Source organism: Halomonas cerina (assembly GCF_014192215.1).
Taxonomy (GTDB): Bacteria; Pseudomonadota; Gammaproteobacteria; order Pseudomonadales; family Halomonadaceae; genus Halomonas; species Halomonas cerina.
This window is the reverse complement of record NZ_JACHXP010000005.1, coordinates 206,494-224,716: the sequence shown is the minus strand read 5'-3', so window position 1 is coordinate 224,716 and position 18,223 is coordinate 206,494. Positions and strand designations below refer to the sequence as shown.

At 68.2% G+C, this 18,223-nt stretch carries 18 protein-coding genes; 5 read left to right on the top strand and 13 right to left on the bottom strand.

Annotated elements, in window-relative coordinates:
• Positions 1 to 3 precede the first annotated feature (3 nt).
• From nuoL to FHR94_RS07175, 12 genes are all read right to left on the bottom strand, one after another.
• Complete coding sequence (gene nuoL, locus FHR94_RS07230; RefSeq protein WP_183324953.1) at positions 4 to 1,860, bottom strand: NADH-quinone oxidoreductase subunit L; 1,857 nt, start codon at positions 1,858 to 1,860, stop codon at positions 4 to 6.
• 10 nt (positions 1,861 to 1,870) lie between these two features.
• A complete protein-coding gene (gene nuoK / locus FHR94_RS07225) occupies positions 1,871 to 2,179 on the bottom strand; it encodes an NADH-quinone oxidoreductase subunit NuoK (protein ID WP_183324952.1) in 309 nt (102 codons plus the stop codon).
• Positions 2,176 to 2,721 carry an NADH-quinone oxidoreductase subunit J gene (gene nuoJ, locus FHR94_RS07220; protein ID WP_183324951.1) on the bottom strand — a complete coding sequence of 182 codons (546 nt, stop codon included), beginning with the start codon at positions 2,719 to 2,721 and terminating at the stop codon, positions 2,176 to 2,178. Before nuoJ ends, nuoK begins: the two co-directional genes overlap by 4 nt.
• A gap of 19 nt (positions 2,722 to 2,740) precedes the next feature.
• Positions 2,741 to 3,280 carry an NADH-quinone oxidoreductase subunit NuoI gene (nuoI, locus tag FHR94_RS07215; RefSeq protein ID WP_183324986.1) on the bottom strand — a complete coding sequence of 180 codons (540 nt, stop codon included), beginning with the start codon at positions 3,278 to 3,280 and terminating at the stop codon, positions 2,741 to 2,743.
• A gap of 31 nt (positions 3,281 to 3,311) precedes the next feature.
• Complete coding sequence (gene nuoH / locus FHR94_RS07210; protein ID WP_183324950.1) at positions 3,312 to 4,292, bottom strand: NADH-quinone oxidoreductase subunit NuoH; 981 nt, start codon at positions 4,290 to 4,292, stop codon at positions 3,312 to 3,314.
• On the bottom strand, positions 4,289 to 7,039 hold the full coding sequence (gene nuoG / locus FHR94_RS07205; RefSeq protein ID WP_183324949.1) for an NADH-quinone oxidoreductase subunit NuoG: 2,751 nt from the start codon (positions 7,037 to 7,039) through the stop codon (positions 4,289 to 4,291). The genes nuoH and nuoG overlap by 4 nt, the downstream gene beginning before the upstream one ends.
• A gap of 33 nt (positions 7,040 to 7,072) precedes the next feature.
• Positions 7,073 to 8,431, bottom strand: a complete 1,359-nt coding sequence (nuoF, locus tag FHR94_RS07200) for an NADH-quinone oxidoreductase subunit NuoF (RefSeq protein ID WP_183324948.1) — start codon at positions 8,429 to 8,431, stop codon at positions 7,073 to 7,075.
• Entirely contained in the window at positions 8,428 to 8,937 is a 510-nt protein-coding gene (gene nuoE / locus FHR94_RS07195) for an NADH-quinone oxidoreductase subunit NuoE (protein ID WP_183324947.1), read from the bottom strand. Before nuoE ends, nuoF begins: the two co-directional genes overlap by 4 nt.
• Before the next feature lie 3 nt (positions 8,938 to 8,940).
• Positions 8,941 to 10,725, bottom strand: a complete 1,785-nt coding sequence (nuoC, locus tag FHR94_RS07190) for an NADH-quinone oxidoreductase subunit C/D (protein ID WP_183324946.1) — start codon at positions 10,723 to 10,725, stop codon at positions 8,941 to 8,943.
• A 45-nt stretch (positions 10,726 to 10,770) separates the two neighbouring features.
• On the bottom strand, positions 10,771 to 11,451 hold the full coding sequence (locus FHR94_RS07185; RefSeq protein WP_183324945.1) for an NADH-quinone oxidoreductase subunit B: 681 nt from the start codon (positions 11,449 to 11,451) through the stop codon (positions 10,771 to 10,773).
• 78 nt (positions 11,452 to 11,529) lie between these two features.
• Positions 11,530 to 11,937 carry an NADH-quinone oxidoreductase subunit A gene (gene ndhC, locus FHR94_RS07180; protein ID WP_183324944.1) on the bottom strand — a complete coding sequence of 136 codons (408 nt, stop codon included), beginning with the start codon at positions 11,935 to 11,937 and terminating at the stop codon, positions 11,530 to 11,532.
• 148 nt (positions 11,938 to 12,085) lie between these two features.
• Positions 12,086 to 12,514: a YqaA family protein gene (locus FHR94_RS07175; protein ID WP_183324943.1), complete on the bottom strand. Its 429-nt coding sequence runs from the start codon at positions 12,512 to 12,514 to the stop codon at positions 12,086 to 12,088.
• A gap of 63 nt (positions 12,515 to 12,577) precedes the next feature.
• Between FHR94_RS07175 and thiD the strand changes: the two genes are divergently transcribed.
• From thiD to dtd, 4 genes are all read left to right on the top strand, one after another.
• Positions 12,578 to 13,390 carry a bifunctional hydroxymethylpyrimidine kinase/phosphomethylpyrimidine kinase gene (gene thiD, locus FHR94_RS07170; RefSeq protein WP_183324942.1) on the top strand — a complete coding sequence of 271 codons (813 nt, stop codon included), beginning with the start codon at positions 12,578 to 12,580 and terminating at the stop codon, positions 13,388 to 13,390.
• A gap of 74 nt (positions 13,391 to 13,464) precedes the next feature.
• A complete protein-coding gene (locus FHR94_RS07165) occupies positions 13,465 to 14,310 on the top strand; it encodes a universal stress protein (protein WP_183324941.1) in 846 nt (281 codons plus the stop codon).
• A 70-nt stretch (positions 14,311 to 14,380) separates the two neighbouring features.
• Positions 14,381 to 14,950, top strand: coding sequence for a chalcone isomerase family protein (locus FHR94_RS07160; protein ID WP_343064641.1), 570 nt, complete (start codon positions 14,381 to 14,383; stop codon positions 14,948 to 14,950).
• A 52-nt stretch (positions 14,951 to 15,002) separates the two neighbouring features.
• The gene (gene dtd / locus FHR94_RS07155) at positions 15,003 to 15,440 is read left to right on the top strand and encodes a D-aminoacyl-tRNA deacylase (protein ID WP_183324940.1); all 438 of its coding nucleotides are present in this window, start codon (positions 15,003 to 15,005) and stop codon (positions 15,438 to 15,440) included.
• 181 nt (positions 15,441 to 15,621) lie between these two features.
• On the opposite strand, the gene FHR94_RS07150 is transcribed toward dtd, so the two are convergent.
• Positions 15,622 to 17,559 carry an ABC-F family ATP-binding cassette domain-containing protein gene (locus FHR94_RS07150; RefSeq protein WP_183324939.1) on the bottom strand — a complete coding sequence of 646 codons (1,938 nt, stop codon included), beginning with the start codon at positions 17,557 to 17,559 and terminating at the stop codon, positions 15,622 to 15,624.
• Between the two features lie 56 nt (positions 17,560 to 17,615).
• Between FHR94_RS07150 and FHR94_RS07145 the strand changes: the two genes are divergently transcribed.
• The gene (locus FHR94_RS07145) at positions 17,616 to 18,143 is read left to right on the top strand and encodes a TIGR02444 family protein (protein ID WP_183324938.1); all 528 of its coding nucleotides are present in this window, start codon (positions 17,616 to 17,618) and stop codon (positions 18,141 to 18,143) included.
• Positions 18,144 to 18,223: the final 80 nt, after the last annotated feature.

The following is an 18,223-nucleotide window of genomic DNA, read 5'->3' as shown; positions in this document are numbered from 1 at the left end:
TCGTCATCCGCCCCTCAGCACCAGCACCATCAGCACCAGCGCCACGCCGGCCACCATGGTGCCAGCATAGAGCCGCAGCTTGCCGGTCTGGGTGCCGCTCAGGCCCCGGTGCAAGGCCCACGACAGCCAGCCCGCCAGCAACAGCAGCCGGTCGAGGAGGTCGCTGCGCAGCCCCCGGACCAGGCCGCGATAGGGCCGCACGAACAGCCGGTCGTAGGCGATATCGAAGCCCCAGGCCCGATTCCACAACCACCACAGGCGCGCGCCCCAGCCACCGGCGACCCGCTCGGCCAGCCAGTGCTGGCGGGCGAGGAATAGCCAGGCCCCGATCAGGAGTCCCAGGATCGCCACGCCGGCGGCGATGATTTCCAGGATCAGATGCCAGGTTTCATCACCTTCCGCGGGTGCCGGCAGCACGCCCGCGAGCGGCGGATGAATCCAGGCGCCGAGGAAGGTCGACAGCACCGCCAGCACGACCAGCGGCAGCCCGTGGGCCAGGCCACGCCCCGGCGTGGCATCGCGCGCATGGTCGCTTTGTGGCTCGCCATGGAAGGTGCCGATGATCAGCCGCAGGGTATACAGGGAGGTCAGGAAGGCGCCGACCAGGCCGGCCAGCATCAGGCCACCGTGGCCGGCGGCCAGCGCCTCCCAGAGGATCTCGTCCTTGCTGTAGAAGCCGGCGGTGATCAGCGGTAGCGCCGCCAGGGCCGCGCCACCGACGATGAAACCCAGGTAAGCCAGGGGTAGCCTTCGCCATAGGCCGCCGAGCCGTCGCATGTCCTGCTCGTGATGGCAGCTGACGATCACCGCCCCGGCGGAGAGGAACAGCAGCGCCTTGAAGAAGGCGTGGGTCATCAGGTGGAAGATCGCCGCCTCATAGGCGCCGACCCCCAGCGCCAGAAACATGTAGCCGATCTGGCTCATGGTCGAGTAGGCCAAGACTCGCTTGATGTCGGTCTGGGCGAGCGCGGCGAAACTGGCCATGAGCAGCGTCAATGCGCCGATCAATCCGACCAGGGTGAGCACCGCCGGCGCCAGTTCGAAGATGCCGTGCAAGCGGGCGATCAAATAGACCCCGGCGGTGACCATGGTCGCCGCATGGATCAGCGCCGAGACCGGCGTGGGGCCGGCCATGGCATCGGCCAGCCAGGTGTGCAGCGGCAGCTGGGCGGACTTGCCCAGCGCGCCGCCGAGGATCAGCAGCGCCGCCAGCCGGGGCTGCCAGCCGCCTTCCTGCCAGACCTCGGGCGCGCGGGCCAGCAGCTCGCCGATATCCAGCGTGCCCAGCTCGCGAAACAGCCAAAACAGCCCGATCGCCAGGAAGACATCACCCAGGCGGGTGACGATGAACGCCTTGAAGGCCGCCCAACCGTTGGCCGCGGTCCAGTAGTAGTAGCCGATCAGCAGGTAACTGCACAGCCCCACGCCCTCCCAGCCCAGGTAGAGCAACAGCAGGTTGTCGCCGAGCACCAGCAGCAGCATGCTGGCCACGAACAGGTTCATGTAGGCATAGAAGCGTCTCACCCCGGCCTCGCCTTGCAGGTACCAGGCGGCGAACAGGTGGATCAAAAACCCCACGCCGGTGATGACACCGGTCATGGTCAGCGACAGGCCGTCCAGGCGCAGGCCGATGGTGGGCCGGAAGTCGCCGACCGCCACCCAGGTCCATAGCGTGATGCCGACGCTCTGCCCGCCCCCGGCCAGGAAGCGCCAGCCGACCCAGGCCGCGACCAGCGCCGAAAGCCCCACGCTGGTCACGCCGACCACTGCGCTGGCCCGCGCGTCGAGCCGTCCCCGCGACAGCGCGAGGATCAGGGTGCCGGCAAGCGGGAGCAGGAAGGTCAGTGGCAATAACGACATCGGCGGCTCCTCATCCGTGCATGCGACTGGTCGCGTCCACGTCCAGCGTCTTGAAGCGATGATGGAGCTGGATCAACAGCGCCAGGGCGATACTGGCCTCGGCCGCCGCCAGGGTGATCACCAGCAGGAACATCGCCTGCCCCTCGGCCTGCCCCCAGGCGGTGCCGGCGACGATGAACGCCAGCGCCGCGGCATTGAGCATGATCTCCAGGCTCATCAGCACGAACACCAGGTTACGCCGACAGATCAGCCCGGCGACGCCCAGGACGAACAGGATGGCGGCCAGCACCAGGCCATGCTCCATGGGAATGCCGCTCATGAGATCTCCTTCCGGGTCTCGGTATCGCGACTGCCTGAAGGCGTGGCCGGCCCCGGCAGGCGCCCGACATGCGAGGCGGTCACCAAGGCGGCCAGCAGCAGCATGGCGGCGAGTTCGACGACCAGCAGCCAGGGACCGAACAGAAGCGTGCCCACGGCCTTGGCGGTCAGCGTCTCGCCAGCGATCATCCGCCCGTTATCGCCGCTCCACAGCGTCGCGATCAGGGTCACCAGCAGCACCGCGGACAGCACCGCCGGCCCCAGCCAGACCCGTGGCCGCAGCCAGAGGCGCTCCTGGGCGACGCCCTCCCGGCCGAGGTTGAGCATCATCACCACGAACACGAACAGCACCATGATCGCCCCGGCGTAGACGATCACCTCGAGCGCCCCGGCAAAGGGCGCGCCCAATGCAAAGAACACCAGCGCCACACTGATTAGCGAGACGATCAGGTAGAGCAGCGCATGCACCGGGTTGGGGTTGGTGATCACCCCCAGGGTAGCCAGCACCGCGACCAGTCCACTCAGATAAAAGGCGATTTCCATGGCATTTCCTTCGTGCGTCTCAGGGCAGCAGGGTCTTGACGTCGATCGGCTCGGCCTCGTCCTGCGCCTGACCCTTGTCCTTGCCGGCGATCGCCAGCCCCGCCACCTTGTAGAAGTGGTAGTCGTGATCCTTGCCCGGCCCGCTGATCAACAGGTCGTCCTTCTCGTAGACCAGCTCCTGGCGCCGGTACTCGCTCATCTCGAAGTCGGGGGTGAGCTGGATCGCCGAGGTCGGGCAGGCCTCCTCGCACATCCCGCAGTAGATGCAACGCGAGAAGTTGATGCGAAAGAACTCCGGGTACCAGCGGCCGTCCTCGCGCTCTCCCTTCTGCAGCGAGATGCAGGCCACCGGGCAGGCCACCGCACAGAGGTTGCAGGCCACACAACGCTCCTCCCCGTCGGGGTCACGGGTCAGCACGATGCGCCCGCGGTAGCGGGGCGGCAGCGGGACCGGTTCCTCGGGATAGCTGAGCGTCTCCCGCTTGCGAAAGCTGTGCATGAAGATCATGCCGAGCGTGCGCAACTGGGAAACGGTGCCTTCGATCACCTTCATCAGCATCACGATCGCTCCTCATTCATAGCGACTTGGGTCACAGGGGATCGGCGAGCAGGATCACCGCCCCGGTCACCAGCAGATTGATCAGCGTCAGCGGCAGACAGAACATCCAGCCGAAGCTCATCACCCGGTCATAGCGCGGCCTGGGCAGCGAGGCGCGCAGCAGCACGAACAGCACCAGGAAGGCGCCCGTCTTGAGCGCGAACCAGACGATCGGCGGCAGCCAGGGGCCGTGCCAGCCGCCGAAGAATAACGTGACGATCAATGCCGAGATCAGCACCATGCCCACGTACTCGCCGATGAAGAACATGCCAAACTTCATGCTCGAGTACTCGATGTGGTAGCCGTCGGCCAGTTCCTGCTCGGCCTCGGGCTGGTCGAAGGGATGGCGGTGGGTCACCGCGATGCCGGCGATCAGGAAGGTGGCGAAGCCGAAGAACTGCGGCACCACGTACCACAGGCCCTCCTGGGCGTTGACGATCTCGCGCATATTGAAGGTGCCTGCCATCGCCACCACGCCCATCAGCGACAGCCCGATGAACACCTCGTAGGAGAGCGTCTGCGCCGAGGCGCGCATGGCACCGAGCAGGGCATACTTGTTGCCGCTCGACCAGCCGCCGAACAGCACCGCATAGACGTTGATGCCGGCCATGGCGAGGAAGAACAGCAGGCCGATATGCAGATCGGCCACCCCCCAACCCGGCGTGATGGGAATGATCATGAACGACAGCAGCAGCGAGGCCATGGCGATCGCCGGCGCCAGCACGAACAGCGGTCGGTCGGCGAACGGCGGGATCCAGTCCTCCTTGAAGAAGATCTTGATCATGTCGGCCACCAGCTGCAGCGAGCCGAACGGCCCCACCCGGTTGGGCCCGTAGCGATCCTGCCAGAGCCCCAGCAGGCGGCGCTCGACCACCGTCAGCACCGCCCCCAGCAGCACCACCCCCAGCAGGATCACCACCGCCTGCAGCATGGCGACCAGGCTGGCGAGGAGTGGCTCGGACAGCCAGTTCATGGTCGTCCCTCCTCACCGGGCCCCTCGGTGCGGGCCGCCGCCAGGCGTGCCCACTCCCCGGCTACCGGGGCCGGCGCGAGGCCGGCCGGCACGCCGACCACCCCAAGGGGCAGGGTCGCCTCCCGACGCACCGGCAGGGTGAGCGAGCCGGTGTGGCTGGCAAGCACCAGCCGGTCACCGTCGCTCACGCCCAGGCGCGTGGCATCACCGGTGGCGAGCACGAGAGTGGCCGGCGTCGCCCGGGCGAGAATCGGCGCGGCCCGCGACGAGGTCTCGTCGCCGCCGAACAGCCGCGGCAGCATCATGACCTGCCACTCGTCCTCGCGCCCGCGAAAGCCCTCGGGAATCGATGTCGCATAGGCATAAGCGCCTGGGCGCGGCGCCAGCAGACGCACGCCGGGGTCACCGGCGCGCAGGTGACCCCCGACCTCGTCGGTGAACTTGTTCCAGGCCTGTGGCGAGTTCCAGCCCGGCGCCCAGGCGAAGGCCACCTCCTCGCGGGGACGGTCGAAGCCGTTATAGCCCTCCATCGAGAAGGTGAACGGCGAATCCGGGTCCTGGGGGACACGCGGCTCGCTGACATCGAGATGGGCGCGCATCGCGGTCCGCCCGCTGTAGCGGTGCGGCTCGCGGGCCAGCTTGAGGCCGTGCACCCGATAGTCGGCGCCCGGGGCGGCATCGACGATGGCACCGAGCGCGGGACAGGCACGGGCACAGTCGCGGGTCACGGCGTCGAGCGCGATGTCGGCCACCTCGTGGCGCAGGAGGTCGGCGCGCAACGCATGCAGCCAGCGCCAGCTCTCGCGGATGCGTGTCTCGGGACGGTGGTAGGCGGGATCGAAGACCTGGAAGAAGCGCTGGGCACGCCCCTCGAGGCTGACCAGGGTACCGTCGGCCTCGGCGAAGCTGGCCGCCGGCAGGCCGAGATGGGCCCGCTCCCAGGTGGCGGTGCGCTGGTGGTCGAGCACCACCACGGTCTCGGCGGCGTCGAGCGCGGCCTCGATGCGCGCCGCCGGCAGGCGTTGAAAGAGGTCGTTCTCGAGGATCACCACGGCATCGGCCCGCCGGCTGGCGAGTTCGTCGAGCGCCCACTCCAGTGGCTCGCCGCCCAGCATCGCAAGACCGGTGCTGTTGGCCTCGCGACGTACCAGCAAAAGCCCTCCCCGGCGGGCGCGGCGCGCCATGGCCCGGGCCACGTTGCCGGCGGCCTCGAGGATCGCCTCCGAGCCCAGTGAACCGCCGCTGATCACCAGGGGGCGCTCGGCGGCCAGCAGCCGCGCGGCGATGTCGCGGGCCGCCTCGCCCATGGCCGGCTCGAGCCCCGCGACGGCCGGGGCGTTATCGTCGATCTCGTGGGCCACCGCGAACCCCAGCCGGGCGATGTCGTCCGGGGCCAGGGCGAAGCGCGCCGCGGTCACATCGTCCAGGTCGGTGGCGGTCGGATAGGCGATGAACACCGGGTGATAGCGGTCCTGCCCCAGGGTGCGCACCGCGGCATCGTTCCAGTAGGGGATGTCGCGCTCGGCGGCCAGCGTCTCGCGCCGTGCCTGGGCGGCCTGGCGCACCGCCAGGCCGATCCGCGCGGCGCTTGCGATCAGGTCCTCGCCGAGGATGAACACGGCGTCGTGTCGCTCGACCTCGCGCGGCGTCGGCGTGGGCAGCCCGCAGCCATGGTTGAGGGCCTGCATCACGGCCAGGCAGCGCTGTTCGGCGGCGGCGATGCCGGTGGAGAAGGCGTCGTTGCCGACCAGCGCGCGCAGTTGGTGGTTGCTTTCCAGGCTGGCGCGGGGCGAGCCGATGCCGATCACCCGCCGGGCACTGCGCAGCCGGTCGGCCCCGCGATCCAGGGCGGCATCGACCTCGAGGGTCACGCAGGCGTCATCGCGGTCGCTGCGCCATTCGGGCCGGCGCGGGCGGTCGTCGCGATTGACATAGCCATAGCCGAACCGGCCGCGATCGCAGAGGAAGAAGCGGTTGACCTCACCGTGGTAGCGATTCTCGATGCGCCGGAGTTCGCCGTAGCGTTCCCCGGGGCTGATGTTGCAGCCCACCGCGCACTGGTGGCAGAGGCTCGGCGCGAACTGCAGGTCCCACTTGCGGGTGTAGCGCGCGGAGTGGGTCTGATCGGTGAACACGCCGGTGGGGCAGACCTCGGTGAGGTTGCCGGCGAAGGGGCTTTCCAGCACGCCTTCCCGATGGCGGCCGAAATAGATATTGTCGTTGGCGCCGAAGGCGCCGAGATCCTCGCCACCGGCGTAGTCGCGATAGAAGCGCACGCAGCGATAGCAGGTGATGCAGCGGTTCATCTCGTGGGCGATAAACGGCCCCAGGTCCTGGTTGCGGTGGGTGCGCTTGCGAAAGCGATAGCGCCGCCGGTCATGGCCGGTCATCACCGTCATGTCCTGCAGGTGGCAGTGCCCGCCCTCCTCGCACACCGGGCAGTCGTGGGGATGATTGATCATCAGCCATTCGATGACGCTGGCACGAAATTCGCGTGCCTCATCGTCGTCGATCGAGATCCGGGTGCCATCGGCCGCCGGGGTCATGCACGCCATCACCAAGGCGCCGCGCGTGTCGTCCTCGTCCTGGTACTGCTTGACCGCGCATTGCCGGCAGGCCCCGACACTGCCCAGCGCCGGATGCCAGCAGAAGTAGGGCACATCGAGGCCCAGCGACAGGCAGGCGTCCAGCAGGTTGTCCGCCCCGTCCACGTCATAGCGCTGCCCGTCCACGTGAATCGTCGCCATGCCCTTACCTCAGGTGCTGGTGAATGACTCGCCTCAGGCCCCGCCCACCGGCATCGGGTCGGCCTGGGCGGCGCGCGCAGGAGGCGCCACACCGCGTTCGAACTCGTCGCGAAAGTACCGGAGTGCCGACGCCAAGGGCATCGCCGCCCCGGGCGCGTGGGCACAGAAGGTCTTGCCCGGCCCCAGGTCATCGGCGAGCTTGTCGAGCATCTCGAGGTCCCCGCGCCGGCCCTCGCCGCGTTCGAGGGCCTGGAGCAGCTTGACCACCCACGGCAGGCCATCGCGACACGGCGTGCACCAGCCGCAGGATTCGCGGGCGAAGAACTGCTCGAGATTGCGCACCAGGGCGAGCACACTCTGGTCCTCGTTGACCACCGTCAACAGCCCGGTGCCCAGCCGGCTGCCCAACTCGCCGATGGTGTCGAAGTCCAGGGGCTTGTCGAGATGCTCCGGCAACAGAAAGCCGGTACTGCCGCCCCCGGGCAACCAGGTCTTGAGCGCGCGGCCATCGCGCAGGCCGCCGGCCCGCTCGAGCAACTCGCGCCCCGGGATGCCGATCGGCAGCTCCCACAGGCCGGGCCGCTCGACCTTGCCGGAGATGCCATAGAGCTTGGTACCGCCATCGTCGCTCAGCTCCCCAGAAAGCGCCTGGTACCACTTGGCCCCGTGACGCATCACCGACGGCGCGTTGCATAGCGTCTCGACGTTGTTGACCACGGTGGGCTTGCCCCAGGCCCCGGACTGGCCGGGAAACGGCGGCTTGGCCCGGGGGTTGGCGCGCTGGCCCTCCAGCGAGTTGATCAGTGCGGTTTCCTCACCGCAGATGTAGCGTCCGGCGCCGGTATGCAGGGCGATGTCGAAGTCGAAGCCGCTGCCGGCGATGTCATGGCCCAGCCAGCCGGCCTCGCGGGCCTCCTCGAGCGCCCGGGTGATGGCGCGCGCCGCCTCGACATACTCGCCGCGCAGGAAGATGTAGCCATAGTACGAATGGTTGGCGTAGGCCCCGAGGATCATGCCCTCGATCAGCAGGTGCGGCTGCTGTTCGAGCAGCAGGCGGTCCTTGAAGGTTCCAGGTTCCATCTCGTCGGCGTTGCACACCAGGTAGCCGCGGGGAATGCCCGGCCCCTTCATGGTCAGGCTCCACTTCATGCCCGCCGAGAAGCCGGCCCCCCCACGTCCGCGCACGTTGGCCTCCTTCATGGTCGCCACCACGTCGTCGGGCGACTGATGAGTGAGTACCTCGCGCACCGCCGCGTAGCCATCCTTCTCGACATACTCGTCGAGCCCCAGCACGGCGCCGTCCTCGCGCAGCCGCCAAGTCAGCGGGTGGGTCTCGGCGCGGCGCTCGGCGGCGCCCTGGCGCAGCTGGCAGTGGTAGCGACTCACGCTCATGCATAGCCCTCCAGCAGCTCGGCCACGTCATCCGGGGCGACGGGGCCGTAGGTGTGATCGTCGATCATCAGCGCCGGGCCGCGGTCGCAGGCCCCCAGGCAGCACACCGGCAGCAGCGTGAAGCGCCCGTCCGCGGTGGTCTGGCCGTAGCCGATGCCGAGCCACGCCGACAGGGCGTCGCGCAGCGCCTCGTAATCGTTGAGGAAGCACGAGCTGCTGTCGCAGACCAGGATCACATGCCGGCCCACCGGCTGGCGGAAGATCAGGCTGTAGAAGGTCGCCACGCCCTCGACGTCGGCGGGACCGACGCCCAGCACCTCGGCGATCGCCGGGATCGCCGCGTCAGGCACCCAGCCATGACGGCGCTGAACGATCTTGAGCGCCTCGATGCAGGCCGCCTGGGGCTGCTCGTAGTGATCGCGCTCGTGCGCCATAGCCCGGCGATCCTCGGCCTCGAGGACGAAGCCGTCAGCGTCACTGGCGATCCGTCGTGCGGTCTCGTTCATTGGTCAGCGGTCCACGTCAGCCATCACGAAATCGATGCTCCCCAGGTGGGCGATCAGGTCGGGCACGAAGCCGCCGCGCATCAGCGCCGGGATCTGCTGCAGGTGCGGGAAGCTCGGCGTGCGGATACGGGTGCGGTAGCTCATGGTATTGCCGTCGCTGGTGAGGTAGTAGCTGTTGATGCCCTTGGTCGCCTCGACCATCGACAGCGCCTCGCCCGGCTCGAGCACCGGGCCCCACGACACCTGCAGGAAATGGGTGATCAGCGTCTCGATGTGCTCAAGCATGCGCTCCCGCGGCGGCGGCGTGGTCAGGGGGTGGTCGGCCTTGTAGTCGCCGGCCGGCATGTGGTCGACGCACTGCTGGATGATGCGCAGGCTCTGGCGCATCTCCTCGATGCGCACCTGACCGCGGTCGAAGGCATCGCCGTGGCGGCCCAACGGCACCTCGAAGTCGAACTGCTCGTAGCCGCCGTAGGGGCGCTGCTTGCGCAGGTCGAAGTTGCAGCCGGTAGCACGCAGGTTGGGCCCGGTGACCCCCCAGGTGAGGGCGTCACGGGTGGTAAACGCGGCGACATGCCGGGTACGCTCGCGGACGATGGCGTTGTCCATCATCGTTCGCTCGTACTCCCGAAGGCGCCTGGGCATCCAGTCGAGAAAGCCCTGGGCCACTTTCTCCCAGCCCTTCGGCAGATCCATTGCCGTGCCGCCGATGCGATACCAGGCCGGATGCATGCGAAAGCCGGTGATCGCCTCGATCACTTCATAGGCCTTCTGGCGGTCGGTGAAGGTGAAGAACACCGGCGTCATCGCCCCCAGGTCCTGAAGATAGGTGCCCAGGAACAGCAGGTGGCTCGAGATACGGAACATCTCGGCCAGCATCACGCGGATGACCTTGGCGCGCTCGGTCACCTCGATGCCGGCCAGCTTCTCCACCGCCAGGATGTAGGGAAAGTTGTTCATCACCCCGCCGGTGTAGTCGACCCGGTCGGTGTAGGGGATGTAGCTGTGCCAGGATTGGCGCTCCCCCATCTTCTCGGCGCCGCGATGGTGATAGCCGATGTCTGGCACGCAGTCGACGATCTCCTCGCCATCGAGCTGCAGCACGATACGAAAGGCGCCGTGCGCCGAGGGGTGGTTGGGGCCGAGGTTGAGGAACATGAACTCGGTGCCCTCGCGCTCGCGCTGCATGCCCCATTCCTCGGGCTTGAACTGCAGTGCCCGCTGCTCGACCTCCTGGCCCGCCACGGTCAGGGTGTAGGGATCGAACTCGGTGGCCCGGGCACCGTGGTCCTTGCGAAGCGGATGTCCCTGCCAGGTCGGGGGCATGAGGATCCGCGTGAGGTGCGGATGCCCGACGAAGTCGATGCCGAACATGTCCCATGCCTCACGCTCGTACCAATTGGCACAGGGATAGAGCGAGACCACGGACGGTAGCGCCAGATCGTCCTCGCGCAGGGCCACCTTGAGCATCACGTCGCGATTCCGCGAGACCGACAACAGGTGGTAGAAGACCGTGAAGTCGGCCTCTGGCAGGCCGTGGCGATGGGCACGCAGCCGCTCGTCGGTCGCCGAGAGGTCATAGAGCATCTCGAACGGCTCGGGCATGTCGCGCAGGAAGCGCAGCATGTCGCCGAAGGACTCGCGGGCGACCCACAGCACCGGCATCCCGGTCAGGGTCGGCTGCACGAGAAGGGCGTGATCACCGAAGCGCTGCCTGAGCGCGACGACGACCGGATCGTCGGCGGCTCCCGTGGCAGCAGGCTCGGTGGTCAGGGTATCAGCGCTCATGGGCGTCGGCAGGCTCCTGCGGCAGAAAGGGCAACGATCGCGATCTCAGAGGCTGTCGGGGGTGCGCAATTCGGTGGCCTGGATGCGCCGGTCGCGATGCATCTGGCGTTGCGACGGCATCTCGGCACGGTACACGCCCTGGTCGCCGACCACCCACGACAGCGGACGTCGCTCTTCCTGGATCGCGTCCTGCAACAGTTGCAACCCCTGCAGGAAGGCTTCCGGACGCGGCGGGCAGCCCGGTACATAGACGTCGACCGGCAGGAACTTGTCGACGCCCTGGACCACCGAGTAGATGTCGTACATGCCGCCGGAATTGGCGCAGGAGCCCATCGAGATCACCCACTTGGGCTCGAGCATCTGGTCGTAGAGTTGCTGGATCACCGGCGCCATCTTGATGAAGCAGGTGCCGGCGATGACCATGAAGTCGGCCTGGCGCGGGGAGGCGCGGATCACCTCGGCGCCGAAGCGGGCAATGTCGTGCGGCGAAGTGAAGGCGGTGGTCATCTCCACGTAGCAGCATGACAGGCCGAAGTTGTAGGGCCACAGGGAGTTCTTGCGTCCCCAGTTGACGGCCGAATGGAGCACCTCCTCCAGCTTGCCGGTGAATACGCTGCGATGGACCTGCTGCTTCATCGGGTCGTCCTCGACCCGACGGGACTCACCGAGCGGGTAGCGGGTCTGTGCTGTCACACTGTCTTCGGCACGCGTCAAGGTATAGGGCATGCAACTCCTCCAGCTCCAACGACATTCGGCAGATGGTGACGTGACGGCTGCCCGGGCGGAGCCGCCGCTGGCGCGGCATCAGCCTTGCTCGTCACGCGTCCTGCGCCCGGGCGCCCAGTCGAGGGCACCGACGCGGCTGTCGTAGACCAGCCCGGCCAGCAGGATGACGATGAACACCGCCGCACCGGCCAGGCCCGCCCAACCCGCCTCGCGGACCGCCACCGCCCAGGCGAACAGGAACACGGCCTCGAGATCGAAGATCACGAACAGCATCGCAACCAGATAGAACTTGACGGAAAAGCGCTGACGAGCGCTGCCGGCGCCGATCACGCCGGACTCGAAGGGTAGGGACTTGCTACGCCCCCGGCTGCGCCCGCCGAGCAGGATGGAGAGACCGATCATCACGGCACACAGGGTGACCACAGCCAGGATGAAGAATCCCGTCGCCCAGTGCTCGGCAACCAGTGCAGTGGTGTCGTGCTCCATGAATGGCCTCTCGACGCGCGTCTCCCTGGCCGGGCGGGTCGCTACCGGCCTCGATCCCTCATCGTCGCGACCCACCGGACGGGCCGCTCCGTATCGACAAGCCTAGAAGATGATCGGCATTTTTCCGAGATTCGGTCACCAACGGGGGTCAGCACAGCGGGGCCAGCCAGGCCTCGGCGAGGAGCAGCACCAGGGCATAGCGGCCGCCCTTGGCGGCGACGATCAGCGCCGCGGCTCGCCACCAGGACAGGCGGAAGATACCGGCCAGCACGGTGAGCGGGTCACCGATCACCGGCGCCCAGGCCAGCAGCAGGCTCCATTCGCCGAAGCGGCGGTACCAGCGCTCGCCCCGGGCCAGCCCGGCGGGAGTGACGGGAAACCAGGGCCGTCCCTGGAAGTGGCGCGCATAGCGGCCCAGGGCCACGTTAATCAGGCTGCCCAGGCTGTTGCCGGCGGTGGCCACGGCCCACAACGCCAGCCACGACGCCTCCAGACACCACTGTCGGGCCAGCCAGACCTCGGAGCCGCCGGGCAGCAGGGTGGCACTGGCCAGCGCCACCACAAACAGGCTCAGCATGGAGGACACCCGGCCACCTGCAGTATGCTGTGGGCCGTTTGACGGTCACAGGACAGGCTGCCCATGTCACCTCCCCATGCCATTCCCAATACCCTCACCATCGCCGGCTCCGACCCGGGGGGCGGGGCCGGTATCCAGGCCGACCTCAAGGCCCTCTCGGCGCTAGGGACCTACGCCACCAGCGTCATCACCGCCCTGACTGCCCAGAATACCCGTGGCGTCACCGGGGTTCATCCGGTGCCGGCCGACTTCATCGCCGCCCAGCTCGACACGCTGCTCGATGATATCGCCATCGATGCGGTGAAGATCGGCATGGTCGCCAGCCGCGAGGTGGCCGAGGTGGTGCGCGAGGCCCTGAGCCGGCAGCGGCCCCGCTGGATCGTGCTGGACCCCGTGATGGTCGCCAAGAGCGGTGACATCCTGGTCGATACCGCCGGCATCGCCGCCGTGCGCGAGGTCCTGGTACCGCTGGCCGACCTGATCACCCCCAACCTCCCGGAGGCGGCCGTGCTGCTGGGAAGCACCACGCCGACCCGACGCGACGCGATGGCGGCCATGGCTCCGGCCCTCATGCAGCTGGGGGCGGGGGCCGTGCTGCTCAAGGGCGGCCACCTGCACGGCGAAAGCTGCCCCGACCTGCTGATCGATGCCGCCGGGCATCACTGGCTCGAGGGTCGGCGGGTAGCCACCCGCAACCTGCACGGCACGGGCTGTTCCCTTTCCTCGGCCATCACCGCCCGACTGGCCCGGGGCGATGACCTGCCCGACGCCGTCGCCCGGGCCAAGGCCTGGCTGGAGCAGGCACTGGCCCAGAGCTACCGGCTCGATGTGGGACAGGGCCAGGGACCGGTCCACCACTTTCACGCCTGGTGGTAGCCGCCGTCGCTTGCAGGGTTCGCTAGCCCCACCCATCCTGAGAGTCCCACCCTTGGCCTGACGAGGGATGTGCCATGACCCGGACCCTGCTGTTCGCCTGTGACCTCTCCGCCGAGAATCGCGCGGCCTTTGCCCGGGCCATCCGCCTGGCCGTGGACTCCGGCGCCCGCCTCGATGTGATCCATGTGCTCGACCCCTACCTGCCCCGGCGGGTGCTGCACGACCTGGAGGAGGCCGTGGTCGCGGACATCGGCGCCACCCTGGCCGACCTGCGGGAGGACTACGCCCTGCCGGAGCCCGCCAGCCTGATCCAGACGGTGACGGGCGCCCCCTATGCCGAGATCATCCGCGAAGCCCACGAGCGCGAGGCCGACATGATCGTGCTCGGTGCCCATCGCAAGCGTGGCCAGCCGGACCTGGTCAGCGGTACGACCCTGGCCCGGGTGCTGCGCAGCGCCCCCTGTCCGGTACTCTCGGTCAGCCAGCCCGCCAGCCGGGAATGGGAGGAGATTCTGGTGCCCGTGGACTTCTCGCTGACCTCCCGCCATACCCTGCGCGAGACCCTGAAGCGCTTCCCCGAGGGACGCCTGACCCTGCTGCACGCCTGGGACATCCCCGGCGAACGGGAGCTGGGGTCCGACAGCGACTACATCCGCTGGCGCGACCGCGAGGTCGCCCGGCTACGCACCCAACTCGACCGCGAGACCGAGCAGCTGATGGGCGAGCTCGATCAGGTGCCGGAGCTGGAGCTGGTCCTGGAACAGGGCGAGCCACTGGAGGTGCTGCTGAGCCACCTGCGCCGTCAGCCACCCGATCTGCTGGCGCTGGGCAGCCGCGGCCAGTTGGGGCACCACAGCCAGATCACCAGCCGTCTGCTTGCCGAGCCTCACTGCGACATCATGCTCTGCCGGGCCTGGTAGATTTTTATACAGAACCTTTACAAAATAAGACTGTCAGTACGGGAGCCGTATCCGTGATGAGGAGGTTCCCGTGATAGCAGCTCGTAACGCCTTCGCCCCCTTGCTGGCCATGCTCCTTCTGGCCATCCCCCCGGCAGGCGCCTTGGCCAGCGTGGAAGTGAAGGGAGTAAGCTTCGACACGCGCCTGGAGGCCCATGGCCAAACGTACCGGCTGATCGGCCATGGCCTATTCCGCTACCTGCTCTGGGATGCCTACGCCGGTGCCTACTACCAGGCCGAAGGCTTCCCCCGGCCGGCGCCGCAGGCCGACGTGCCGCGCCGGCTCGCGCTCGAATACTTCCATGCCATCGAGGCAGGGGACTTCGCCGAGATAACCCGCGACACCCTGCGCGACCAGCTCGATGACGCGACCTTCCGTCGCCTGCTGCCGGCGCTGACCGCCTTTAACCGGGCCTACCAGGACGTCGGGCCGGGGGACCGCTATGTGCTGGGCTGGACCGGCGAGCGCCTGGTCCTGTCGCTGAACGGCGAGACACTCTTCGAAGGGAACAACCTCGCGCTGGCCAACGCCCTGTTCGGCATCTGGCTGGGGGAGGCCCCGCTCGGAGAAGGCTTCCGGGAGGCCCTGCTGGGTCGGTAAGGCGCCGCCATGCTAGCCTTGACGCCCCCAAGAGAGTAGGAGGAAATAGCCGATGAAGGCCCTGATCCAGCGCGTGAACCATGCCAGCGTAGAGGTGGAGGGTCGTGAGGTGGGCGCCATCGACCGGGGCCTGCTGGCCCTGGTCGGCGTGGAGCAGGGCGATGACGAGGCGGCGGCCGACAAGCTGCTGCACAAGCTGCTGCACTACCGAGTATTCGGCGACGACCAGGGAAAAATGAACCGGAACCTGCAGCAGGTCGACGGCGGCCTGCTGCTGGTCTCGCAGTTCACCCTGGCCGCCGACACCCGCAAGGGACTGCGCCCGAGCTTCTCCTGCGCCGCCCCACCCGAGGCGGGGGAGCGCCTCTTCCACTACCTGCTCGACCGGGCCCGGGCAGCCTGGCCCCGGGTAGCGAGCGGAGAGTTCGCCGCCAACATGCAGGTGTCACTGGTCAACGACGGGCCGGTGACCTTTCTGCTGGAAAGCTGAAAGCGCCCAGCGCCCAGCGCCCAGCGCCCAGCGCCCAGCGCCCAGCGCCCAGCGCCCAGCGCCCAGCGCCCAGCGCCCAGCGCCCAGCGCCCCAGGATGATGCCCTCAGCGTCGGCGATGTCGAGCAAGTGGCGGCAAGATTAATCGGAACCGACCGCCCGTCACGGAGCGGCTGGGTGCTTTAAGCTTGGCGCTCGGCGCTTTCCAGGGCTTCCTCGGCTTCCAGCCAGGCCTGTTCCAAGTCCTCCAGCCGCGACTTGAGCTCGCCCTGGCGGGCCAGCTGCTCGGTGAGCTCGTCCTTGCGATTCGCGTCGGTATAGAGCGCGGCATCGGCCAGCGCATCTTCCACGACGCCGAGCTCGGCCTGCACCTTCTCCATGGCCCGCTCGGCGCGATCTCGCTGCTGCTTCAGCGGACGCAGCTGCTCGCGCCGTTCCGCCGCCGCGCGCCGGGCCGCCTTGCGATCCCCCTTCGGGGCGATGCTCTCCGCCTGGCGCTCGGCCTTGTCGGCCCGAGCCTCACGGCGCTCTCCCTCGAGGCGTGTCTTCAGCCAGGCGCGATAATCCTCTAGGTCGCCGTCGAAGGGCGTGACGCGGTGGTCGGCCACCCGCCAGAACTCGTCCACCGTGGCCCGCAGCAGGTGACGATCGTGGGAGACCACGATCACCGTGCCTTCGAAGCCAGCCAGCGCCTCGGTCAGCGCCTCGCGCATCTCCAGATCCAGGTGGTTGGTCGGCTCGTCCAGCAGCAGCAAATTGGGCTGGCGCCAGGCGACCAGCGCCAATGCCAGACGCGCCTTCTCACCGCCGGAGAAGCGGCCCACGTCGGCGAAGGCATCGTCGCCCTGGAAGCCGAAGCCGCCCAGGAAGCTGCGGATGGTCAAATCCGCGGCGGTGGGCGAGAGCCGCTGCACATGCATGAAGGGGGTGGCCGAGAGGTCCAGGCCCTCGAGCTGGTGCTGAGCGAAGTAGCCGATGGCCAGGTGCTCACCGGGCACCCGTCGGCCGGCCAACAGCGGCAGCTCACCGGTCAGCGACTTGATCAGGGTCGACTTGCCCGCCCCGTTGGGGCCGAGCAGGCCGATGCGCTGCCCCGGCTGGAGGGCCAGCCTGACGTCATCGAGCTGGACCGTCTCGTGGCCGGCCGCGTCGCGGTAACCAAGCCGCGCCTCGTCGAGGACCAGCAGCGGATGGGAGGTCTTGTCGGCGGCGGGGATGCTGAAATGAAACGGCGAGTCGGCATGGGCCACGGCGATGTCACCCATCCGCTCGAGCATCTTCAGCCGGCTCTGGGCCGCCCGCGCCTTGGTGGCCTTGGCCCGGAAACGGGCCACGAAGCGCTCGATCTCCGCCTTGCGGGCCTGCTGCTTGGCGGCCTCGGCCTGCTGCAGGGCCAGCTTCTCGGCCCGGGTGCGTTCGAAGGTGGAGTAGTTGCCGCGATAGAGCACCAGATCGCGGCAGTCGAAGTGCACGATATGGTCGCAGACCGCATCGAGGAAATCCCGGTCGTGGGAGATCAACAGCAAAGTCCCCGGGTAACGGGTCAGCCACTGCTCCAGCCACAGCAAGGCATCCAGGTCGAGGTGGTTGGTCGGCTCGTCCAGCAGCAGCACATCCGAGGGCATAAACAGCGTGCGGGCCAGGTTGACCCGCATGCGCCAGCCCCCCGAGAAGGCCGACAGCGGCCGCTCGAGATCGGCCTGCTCGAATCCCAGCCCCACCAGCAACTGCGCCGCCCGGGCCGGTGCGCTGTAGCCGTCCAGCGCCTCGATGGCGCCATGCAACTCCGCCTCCCGGTGCGCCTCGTCCCGTGCCCGAGCCGCGGCCAGGGCCGCCTCGGTGGCACGCAGCTCGCGGTCGCCGTCGAGCACATAGTCGAGGATCGAGCGGTCCAGCGCGGCCACCTCCTGGGCCATGTGGGCGATGCGCTGGCCACCGCTTATCTCCAGTTCGCCACGGTCGGGAGCGAACTCGCCCAGCAGCAGGCCGAACAGGCTCGACTTGCCGGCCCCATTGGGACCGACGATGCCCGCCTTGTGGCCGGCATGTAGGGTCAGATCGGCACCCTCGAACAGGGCTTGGGTGCCGCGTTGCAGGGAAACTTGGCGCAGTGCGATCATGCTGGCTCCACTCGGCAGTGCGTGAGGCTGCCGCCTCGACGGGAGACAGCCGGAACATGAGTGACGATTCTACCGAAGTGCCCTGCCCTCTGCGGGCCCGTCTCGCGGCCGAGCCACTGTGGGACTTCGCGCTGGCCTTCTACGGCCGGGAAGGCGTCGAAACCGCGTGCCTGACGCTTCAGGACCAGGCCGGCGTGGATGTCTGCGAATTGCTGTGGCGCTGCTGGCTCTATCGTCACGGCCTGGACGTGGCAATAGACCCCGGCGAGGTACGCCACTGGCAGGCCAGCGTCACCGTCCCGCTGCGCGAGCTGCGTCGCCACCTCAAGCCTCAGGCCCGGCAGAGTGAACCGGTTGCCGAACTGCGCTGTCAACTCCAGCAAGTGGAACTGCTCGCCGAGCGTGAGGCCCTATCACGCCTGGAGGCCCTGAGCCTCGCCTCGACCTCCCTGACCCGACTGCCGGACCCGCCTCCCGGTCTGGAAAACCATCTCGTCTCGCGGCTGCAAATGAAGAAAAATTCGCACGTTATCGCCCTGCAAGCACTGAAACGCCAGCTTGACCCCCCATGGGGCCCACGCTAGCCTGAAGTTAATCATGAAACGTTGATGTTCATCGGCCGTCCGGTGAGGGCAGTGCCCATGACCGACGCCTAACCTGCAGA

Bases quoted from the DNA above. Each gene is read 5' to 3' on its own strand.
- nuoL (WP_183324953.1), bottom strand. From the start codon at position 1,860: ATGTCGTTATTGCCACTGACCTTCCTGCTCCCGCTTGCCGGCACCCTG.
- nuoK (WP_183324952.1), bottom strand. From the start codon at position 2,179: ATGAGCGGCATTCCCATGGAGCATGGCCTGGTGCTGGCCGCCATCCTG.
- nuoJ (WP_183324951.1), bottom strand. From the start codon at position 2,721: ATGGAAATCGCCTTTTATCTGAGTGGACTGGTCGCGGTGCTGGCTACC.
- nuoI (WP_183324986.1), bottom strand. From the start codon at position 3,280: ATGCTGATGAAGGTGATCGAAGGCACCGTTTCCCAGTTGCGCACGCTC.
- nuoH (WP_183324950.1), bottom strand. From the start codon at position 4,292: ATGAACTGGCTGTCCGAGCCACTCCTCGCCAGCCTGGTCGCCATGCTG.
- nuoG (WP_183324949.1), bottom strand. From the start codon at position 7,039: ATGGCGACGATTCACGTGGACGGGCAGCGCTATGACGTGGACGGGGCG.
- nuoF (WP_183324948.1), bottom strand. From the start codon at position 8,431: ATGAGCGTGAGTCGCTACCACTGCCAGCTGCGCCAGGGCGCCGCCGAG.
- nuoE (WP_183324947.1), bottom strand. From the start codon at position 8,937: ATGAACGAGACCGCACGACGGATCGCCAGTGACGCTGACGGCTTCGTC.
- nuoC (WP_183324946.1), bottom strand. From the start codon at position 10,725: ATGAGCGCTGATACCCTGACCACCGAGCCTGCTGCCACGGGAGCCGCC.
- FHR94_RS07185 (WP_183324945.1), bottom strand. From the start codon at position 11,451: ATGCCCTATACCTTGACGCGTGCCGAAGACAGTGTGACAGCACAGACC.
- ndhC (WP_183324944.1), bottom strand. From the start codon at position 11,937: ATGGAGCACGACACCACTGCACTGGTTGCCGAGCACTGGGCGACGGGA.
- FHR94_RS07175 (WP_183324943.1), bottom strand. From the start codon at position 12,514: ATGCTGAGCCTGTTTGTGGTGGCGCTGGCCAGTGCCACCCTGCTGCCC.
- thiD (WP_183324942.1), top strand. From the start codon at position 12,578: ATGTCACCTCCCCATGCCATTCCCAATACCCTCACCATCGCCGGCTCC.
- FHR94_RS07165 (WP_183324941.1), top strand. From the start codon at position 13,465: ATGACCCGGACCCTGCTGTTCGCCTGTGACCTCTCCGCCGAGAATCGC.
- dtd (WP_183324940.1), top strand. From the start codon at position 15,003: ATGAAGGCCCTGATCCAGCGCGTGAACCATGCCAGCGTAGAGGTGGAG.
- FHR94_RS07150 (WP_183324939.1), bottom strand. From the start codon at position 17,559: ATGATCGCACTGCGCCAAGTTTCCCTGCAACGCGGCACCCAAGCCCTG.
- FHR94_RS07145 (WP_183324938.1), top strand. From the start codon at position 17,616: ATGAGTGACGATTCTACCGAAGTGCCCTGCCCTCTGCGGGCCCGTCTC.